The organism is Micromonospora sp. NPDC049523, from assembly GCF_040676775.1.
Lineage (GTDB): Bacteria > Actinomycetota > Actinomycetes > Mycobacteriales > Micromonosporaceae > Micromonospora_G.
Window position 1 is genome coordinate 21,698 of sequence record NZ_JBFAPP010000043.1, and the last position, 7,414, is coordinate 29,111.

7 protein-coding genes are annotated in these 7,414 nt (G+C 69.6%); 1 reads left to right on the top strand and 6 read right to left on the bottom strand.

Annotated features, from left to right (window positions below):
• Positions 1 to 52: 52 nt before the first annotated feature.
• The 6 genes from AB0J90_RS34955 to AB0J90_RS34980 all read right to left on the bottom strand — a co-directional run bounded on the left by AB0J90_RS34955 (position 53) and on the right by AB0J90_RS34980 (position 5,477).
• Positions 53 to 886 carry a metal ABC transporter permease gene (locus AB0J90_RS34955; protein WP_363603375.1) on the bottom strand — a complete coding sequence of 278 codons (834 nt, stop codon included), beginning with the start codon at positions 884 to 886 and terminating at the stop codon, positions 53 to 55.
• Positions 883 to 1,800 (bottom strand): metal ABC transporter permease, encoded by a 918-nt coding sequence (locus AB0J90_RS34960; RefSeq protein ID WP_363603376.1) that lies wholly within the window; start codon positions 1,798 to 1,800, stop codon positions 883 to 885. The genes AB0J90_RS34955 and AB0J90_RS34960 overlap by 4 nt, the downstream gene beginning before the upstream one ends.
• Positions 1,800 to 2,582 carry a metal ABC transporter ATP-binding protein gene (locus tag AB0J90_RS34965; RefSeq protein ID WP_363603377.1) on the bottom strand — a complete coding sequence of 261 codons (783 nt, stop codon included), beginning with the start codon at positions 2,580 to 2,582 and terminating at the stop codon, positions 1,800 to 1,802. Before AB0J90_RS34965 ends, AB0J90_RS34960 begins: the two co-directional genes overlap by 1 nt.
• Positions 2,575 to 3,531: a metal ABC transporter substrate-binding protein gene (locus AB0J90_RS34970; protein WP_363603378.1), complete on the bottom strand. Its 957-nt coding sequence runs from the start codon at positions 3,529 to 3,531 to the stop codon at positions 2,575 to 2,577. The genes AB0J90_RS34965 and AB0J90_RS34970 overlap by 8 nt, the downstream gene beginning before the upstream one ends.
• 168 nt (positions 3,532 to 3,699) lie before the next feature.
• Complete coding sequence (locus AB0J90_RS34975; protein WP_363603379.1) at positions 3,700 to 4,626, bottom strand: sulfite exporter TauE/SafE family protein; 927 nt, start codon at positions 4,624 to 4,626, stop codon at positions 3,700 to 3,702.
• Positions 4,627 to 5,027: 401 nt separating this feature from the next.
• Positions 5,028 to 5,477, bottom strand: coding sequence for a PaaI family thioesterase (locus tag AB0J90_RS34980; RefSeq protein WP_363603380.1), 450 nt, complete (start codon positions 5,475 to 5,477; stop codon positions 5,028 to 5,030).
• 135 nt (positions 5,478 to 5,612) lie between these two features.
• On the opposite strand from AB0J90_RS34980, the gene tyrS reads away from it, so the two are divergent.
• Positions 5,613 to 6,860, top strand: a complete 1,248-nt coding sequence (gene tyrS / locus AB0J90_RS34985) for a tyrosine--tRNA ligase (protein WP_363603382.1) — start codon at positions 5,613 to 5,615, stop codon at positions 6,858 to 6,860.
• The last annotated feature ends 554 nt before the right edge of the window (positions 6,861 to 7,414 follow it).

Below are 7,414 nucleotides of genomic sequence, written 5' to 3' on the forward strand. Positions count from 1 at the left end.
ACTTTCCCCCGGCACCCGCGACCGCCGGACCGATCACCTGCGGGCCAGCAGCTCACGTCCGGACAGCACCCTCGCGTCCGCGCGGCGCCGGTCCCAACCACCGTCCCCCGATCAGGGACAGCACCAGGATCGCGGTCGCCGCCAATGTGATGCTCGCCCCCGCAGCCACGTCGTACGCGCTCGACGCCAGCAGCCCGACGACCCCGCTGACCGCGCCGAACACCATCGCCAACGCGGTGACGACGCCGATCCGGTCGGACCAGGCCCGGCCCGCCGCCGCGGGTGCGACGACCAGCGCCAGGGTCAGGATGGTGCCGACCACCGGCACGACCGCGACGATCACCAACTCGATCAGCACCAGTAGCACCAGGTCGACCAGTCCGGGGCGGTAGCCGGCGGCGCGGGCGCCGACCCGGTCGAAGCCGACGAACAGCAGTGGCCGGGCACCGATGGTCAGCACCAGCGCGACCACGCCCAGCACGGCCGCGATCATCAGCAGGTCACCGGTGGACACGGTGAGGATCGAACCGACCAGGAACGACGACAGGTCCCGGCTGAAGCCGTTCTGGGTGGCGACCAGGCCGATCCCGATCGCGAAACCACCGGCGAGGATCACCCCGGTCGCCGCGGCGGCGTCCTGCCCCCGGGCCCGACTCAACGCGGCCACCCCGATGGCGACGACCAGGCCGGCGACCGCGCCGCCGAGGTAGATGTTCAGCCCGATGATGCTGGCCGCGACCACACCGGGAAAGGTGGCGTGGCTCATCGCCATGGTGAAGAAGGAGAGCCGGCGCAGCACCACCTGCACCCCGATCAGCCCGGCGAGCAGGCCGACCAGCACCGCCGCCACCATGGCCCGGTGCAAGACGTCGTCGAACCAGCTCATCGGTGCACCAGCCCGCCCGGTCCCGGCACGGCGGCTGACGTACCCCGGACGGTTGTCGCCCGTCGTCGGGCCCGGCAGGCGCGCAGCGCGCCGACCGGCAGCGCCAGCAGGTACGCCGCGACCAGCGCCAGCACGACCGCGGAGGCCGAAGTGAGTCGCAGGCCGTGGTCGACCGACGCGGTCCAACTCGCCAGCAGGCCCAGGTAACCCGCGCCGAGGGTGACCCCGACGCCGATCGCCGCCATGGCGAGCAGCCGGTCGGTGAGCAGCCGCGCGGTCGCGGCCGGCACCAGCAGCAGGGCGACCACGAGTACGGTGCCCACGGCGCGGACGGCGGCGACCACGACCAGGGCGACGATCACGTTCAGCCAGGCGTCGAGCCATCCGATCCGGTAGCCGGCCGCGGCGGCACCGACCGGGTCGAAGGCGCGGAAGATCAACAGTCGGGCGCTGACCGCAAGCAGGCCCAGCACCACGATCGCGAGCACCCCGGTCTGCACGAGCTGCGCCCGGCTGACGGTGAGCACCCGCCCGAACAGCAACGAGGTCAGGTCGGCGGTGTACGACGAGCGACGGGAGACCAGGATGACGCCGACGGAGAACATCGCGGTGAGCATGACCGCGATCGCCGCGTCCTCGCTGAGCCGACCGTGCCGGGTCAGCAGGCTGAGCGCGAGCGCGGTGACCAGGCCGGCGACGAGCGCCCCACCGAAGATGCCCTCCACTCCACCGGCCAGGTAACCGACCACCACGCCGGGGAAGACGGTGTGGGTCAGCGCGTCCGCGACGAAGGAGAGCCGGCGGACGAAGACGAACACGCTCACCGGCCCGCACATCAGCGCCAGCAGCGCCAGTTCCGCGAGCGCGCGGGCCATGAACGGGGCGTCGAACGGGTCCACCAGCAGGCCGCGCATCAGGGCTCGACCAGCATCGTGGCGCCGCCGTCCAGTTCGACCGCGTGGTTGCCGTACGTCTGTCGCAGCAACGCGGGGGAAAGGACCTCCTCGACCGGGCCGAAGCCGTACTGCCGTCCGTTGAGCAGGCACACCGTGTCGCAGGCGTCCCGGGCGATGCCCAGGTCGTGAGTGCTGACCACCAGCGCGGTGCCGGCCGTCCGCAGTTGCGCCATCACCCGCAGGATCTCCTCCTGGCTGGGCGCGTCGAGGCCGTTGAACGGTTCGTCCAGCAGCAGCAGGCGTGGCTGCGCCGCGATCGCGCGGGCGAGCAGCACCCGTTGCCGCTGTCCGCCGGAGAGCAGACCGAACCGGGTACGGGCCCGGTCGGCCAGCCCGACCCGGTCGAGTGCCTCGGCGGCGATCCGCCGGTCGGCCCGCCCGGGTGGCCGCAGCCAACCGGTGTGCCGGTGACGCCCCATCAGGACGACCTGGCCGGCGGTCACCGGGAAGTCGGCGTCCAGGCTGTCGATCTGTGGCACGTACGCGGCCCGACCGCGCGAGCGCGCGGGTGGCTGGCCGAGGATGGTCAGTGAGCCGTCGAGCACCTGGGCGAGGCCGAGGACCGCTTTGATCAGCGTGGACTTCCCGGCGCCGTTCGGGCCGACCAGGGCGAGTGCGTCTCCCGGCGACACCGCCAGGTGCACACCGGTGAGCACGGCACGGCCGGCGTAGCCGACGCTGGCCTGGGAGAACCGCAGGGCAACGTCGGCCGCCGGTACGCCATCAGGCGACTCAGCCACCAAGTGCCTTCACGATCGTGTCGGTGTTGTGTTCCTCCGCGCCGAGGTAGGTGCCCTGTGGCGTGCCCTCGGTGCCGAGGCTGTCCCCGTACAGCGCGTCCTCGCCGCCGACCACCTTGACGCCGGCCTGCTGGGCGATCGCCTCGGCGCTCTTCGGCGGCAGCGAGCTCTCACTGAAGATCGCCTTGGTGCCGGTGGCCTTGATCTTGGCAACCAGGTCGGTGAGTTGGGAGGCGGAGAGTTCCGCGCTGGTGTCCATGCTGGGGATGACGGAGCCGACGAATTCGAGCCGGTAGCGGTCGATGTAATAGCCGAAGGCGTCGTGGTTGGTCACCAGTTTGCGTTGGTCGACCGGCAGCGCCTCGAACTTCTTCGTGTTCTCGGCGTCGAGTGCGTCGAGCTTCGCGGCGTAATCCTGGTAGTTCTTCCGGTACGTCGCCGCCCGGCCGGAATCGGCGGCGACAAACGCCTTTTCGATGTTCTCCGCCATGATTTTGGCGTTCAACGGGTTGTGCCAGATGTGCGGGTCGCCCTCGGCCATCTCCTCGTCGTCCGGGTCGCCCTTGCGCAGGGTGACCCCCTGGCTGGTGTCCACGACGGTGCCTTCGAAGCCGGCCGCCTCGATCGTCTGGTCCAGCCACTTCTCCATTCCCACACCGTTCTTGACGACCACGGAAGCGGTACTGATGGCCTGGATGTCGGCGGGAGTGGGTTCGTACTCGTGCGGGTCGACGTTCGGTTTGATGAGCTGGGTCACCCGCACTCCGTCGCCGCCCACATTGCGTACGAAGTCGGCCACCTCCGGCGTGGTCGCCACAACCGACAACTTCTGCCCGTCGGTCGGGGACGCGGCCGTACCGTCGTCGCTTCCGGAACCGCACGCGGCCACGGCGGATACCGTCGTGACCGCGATCACCGCCCGGATCGCCCAGGATGCTGACGCTCTCAACAATGCCTCCCTCGTTATCTCGACGAAGGAGACGCTAGTGGTTTTCATTTTCATCGTCTAATGGAGTCATTAGCACCCGAGCATGCGACGAGCACACGCAACGCCGCCGTGGGGAACCAACTCCCCACGGCGGCGTGAGCTCCGGTTCCGGCCCGGCCGGACCTCGGATCAGACCGGCGTCGCCTCCGATGGCCGCTGCTCGGTGGCTGTCGACTCCAGTTGCTCCGCGTCCCGGTTGGCCCGGTACTGCTTGATCGAGTACGCCAGCGCCCCCGCCCACACCAGGTAGATCACCGCATAGAAGGTGTAACGCGTGGCGTCCGAGGCATCGATCCAGTCGCTGCGCAGCAGCGAGCGGGTGTTGGTGAGGATGATGACGCCACCGACCGCGGAACCGAGGATCCGGGGCGGGATGTGCCGGACCAGCCAGGCGGCGATCGGCGCCGCGATCACGCCACCGATCAGCAGTGCCGCCACCCAGCCGAAGTCGATGTTCTCGCTGCCGATCCCGACCAGGAAGCCGAGGCTGGCCGCGATCGCGACCAGGAACTCGCTGGTGTCGATCGACCCGATCACCTTGCGCGGTTCCATCCGGCCACTGGCCAGGATGGCGGGAGTGCCGACCGGCCCCCAGCCACCGCCACCGGTGGCGTCGACGAATCCGGCGACCACACCCAGCGGCCCGAGGAAGCGCTTGCGCAGCGGCTGGCCGAGTCGGTCACGCGGGATGCCGAACGCGGTGAAGCGGACCAGGATGTAGATGCCGAGCACCAGCAGGATGAGCGCCATCACCGGCGCGGCGACCTCGGTGGACAGTCCGGACAGGAAGGTCGCACCAGCGAACGCCCCGACCGCACCAGGTATACCGATCTTCGCGACGACCTTCCAGTCGACGTTGCCGAACTTCCAGTGCGAGGCGCCCGAGGCGAGCGTGGTGCCGATCTCGGCCAGGTGGACGGTCGCGGAGGCGGCGGCCGGGTTGGTGCCGATCGCCAGGAGCAGGGTGGTGGAGGTGACGCCGTAGGCCATGCCCAGGCTCCCGTCCACGAGTTGGGCGCCGAGGCCCACCAGGGCGAGAAGGAGGAGTTTGCGCACGGTGGTTCCTTTCCCTGCGGTCAGTCGCCGGTGGCGTGCGTGGGGGTCCGGCGCGAGGAACAGGACACGGGCGAAGTTGTTCCCTACTTAGTTGATAGGGATTGTGAGGGACGGCGATCCTCAGGTCAAGAGCGGTCGATCGGATGATCGGACGGTTCCCCGTCGCCTGCCGTGCGCCGGCAACGGCACGCCGACGCCCGTCGGCAGCCGCCGGGCCGAGACACGCTCCTCCGGTCCGGGGTACGCGCGCCACCGCCCCAACCCCCGGGTACGCACACCAACGCGCCGATCCCGGCTACGCACACCACCCCGCCGATCCCGGGTACGCGCGCCACGGCGCCGGCCGGGGCATGGCTGTGTGCGTACCCGGAGGTCGGGCTCGGGTTACGGAGAGCGGGTGACTACCCGGCGGCCGGTGGCGCGGGGGTCAGATTCTGCAGGCGGACCTGGCCGCGTGCGACCAGCCGGCCCCCGGCGTCGGTGATGTCGACCTGCCACAACTGCTGGCTGCGACCCTGGTGCACCGGGGTCGCGACCGCCGTCAGTTCACCCTCGCGCACCGCGCGCAGGAAGTCGGTCTGGTTCGACACCCCGACCACCTGGCCCCGGTCACCCCACCAGATCGCGCCGCCGATGCTGCCTGCGGTCTCGACCACCGAGCTGTAGACGCCGCCGTGCTGGATCCCGTACGGCTGGTGCAGATCCGGCCCGCAGTCCCAGGTGATCACCACGCGCTCCGGCGTCGCCTCGTCGAGCCGCAGGCCGAGCAGGCCGGCGAAGCCGCCGGTCAGTTCAGAGAAATCCACGGCTGCTCCTCCTCGACCGGCCCGACGGGCTCCGGCGGTGATCATCCGCCGGCCACCCTACCGGTCCGGATAACCGGGTGGGGCCCACCAGGCCCGATGGGGGAGAATCCCTCCGTGACCGATAGCAGCACCGTGACCGAGAGCAGCGCCGCGTCCGCCGGGTCGACCGGGTCGGGACCGCTGATCGACGACCTGCAATGGCGGGGCCTGATCCAGGACTCCACCGGCCTGGACGAACTGCGGGCGCAGTTCGACAACGGGACGGTGACCTTCTATGTCGGCTTCGACCCGACCGCGCCGAGCCTGCACGTCGGCAACCTGATGCAGATCGCCACCGCGCGCCGCTTGCAACTGGCCGGAAACCGCCCATTGCTGCTGGTGGGGGGCGCGACCGGGCAGATCGGTGACCCCAAGGAGAGCGCGGAGCGGTCGCTGAACCCACCCGAGGTGGTGGCCAGCTGGGTGGAGCGGATCCGCGAGCAGCTCTCGCCGTTCGTCAGCTACACCGGTGACAACGCCGCCCAGCTCGTCAACAACCTCGACTGGACCGGTGTCATGTCGGTGGTCGAGTTCCTGCGGGACGTCGGCAAGCACTTCCCGGTCAACAAGATGCTCGCCCGCGAGGTGGTACGGGCCCGGCTGGAGAGCGGGATCAGCTACACCGAGTTCAGCTACCAGCTCCTCCAGTCGCACGACTACTACGAACTGCACACCCGGTACGGCTGCCAGCTGCAGTTCGGCGGCTCGGACCAGTGGGGCAACATCACCGCCGGGGTCGACTACATCCGTCGCCGCGGGGCGGGGCCGGTGCACGCCTTCGTGACCCCGCTGGTCACCAAGGCCGACGGCACCAAGTTCGGTAAGAGCGAGGGTGGCGCCGTCTGGCTCGACCCGACCATGACCAGCCCGTACGCCTTCTACCAGTTCTGGATCAACGCGGCCGACCAGGACGTCGGCCGCTACCTGCGCTACTTCAGCTTCCGCTCGCACGCGGAGATCGAGGAGTTGGAGCGGGCGACGGCGGAACGGCCGCAGGCCCGGTTGGCTCAGCGGGCGCTGGCCGAGGAGCTGACCACGCTGGTGCACGGGGAGGAGGAGACCCGGCAGGCGGTCGCCGCCAGCCAGGCCCTGTTCGGTCGGGGCTCGCTGGACGAACTCGCCCCGCAGACGTTGCGGGCCGCGCTCACCGAAGCCGGACTCGTACGCCTCGCCGAGCTGCCGTCCGTTGCCGTGTTGCTCAAGGAGGCCGGTCTGGTCGCCAGCCTGAACGAGGCCCGTAGGGCGATCAGCGAGGGTGGTGCGTACGTCAACAACGAGCGGGTGTCGGATGTGGACGCCGAGGTGGGGCCGCAGTCGTTGCTGCATGGGCGCTACCTCGTACTGCGCCGGGGCAAGCGCACCTTCGCCGGCATCGAGCTGGCCGTTTAGTCGCGTCTGCTGATGTGACGGGGAACGCGCCCGGCGGATTTGACGATCAATCCGCCGGGCGCGTAACTTTCTGTCTGCCCGCAGGGGAACGGACAGAAACGGTGTGAACAACACCGGAAGGCCGGAACTGCGGGACAACCTCCAGGCTCTCGCGGCGGGCAACCGCCGGGTACGAGACTGGCGGGCGGAGCGACACGGACGATCTGCTGGTCGGGTCGATTTGGCGTCGCGAGACCGACCGGGTATGGTTGTGGGTCGGCAGGGAACCGGACGACGTGCGGGTGAGACCGCAGACAGGACGGCCTGCGAATCCTTCTGGGACTTCTACGGCGGGTCACCCGCCGTGACTTTCTGTGGGGACGAGTTAGACAAACCGGGAAATTCCGGTTTGACTCGGCGGAAACGACCGGGTAACGTAGTAAAAGCGCCGGGCGGGAACGCCGGGTGTTGAAGTGGGAGTGAAAAGCCCCGGGTTGTGGGCCCCTTGATTGGGGTTGGCGGTTCGGTGTGTGTTTGTTCTTTGAGAACTCAACAGGGTGCTTGATAAGCCAGTG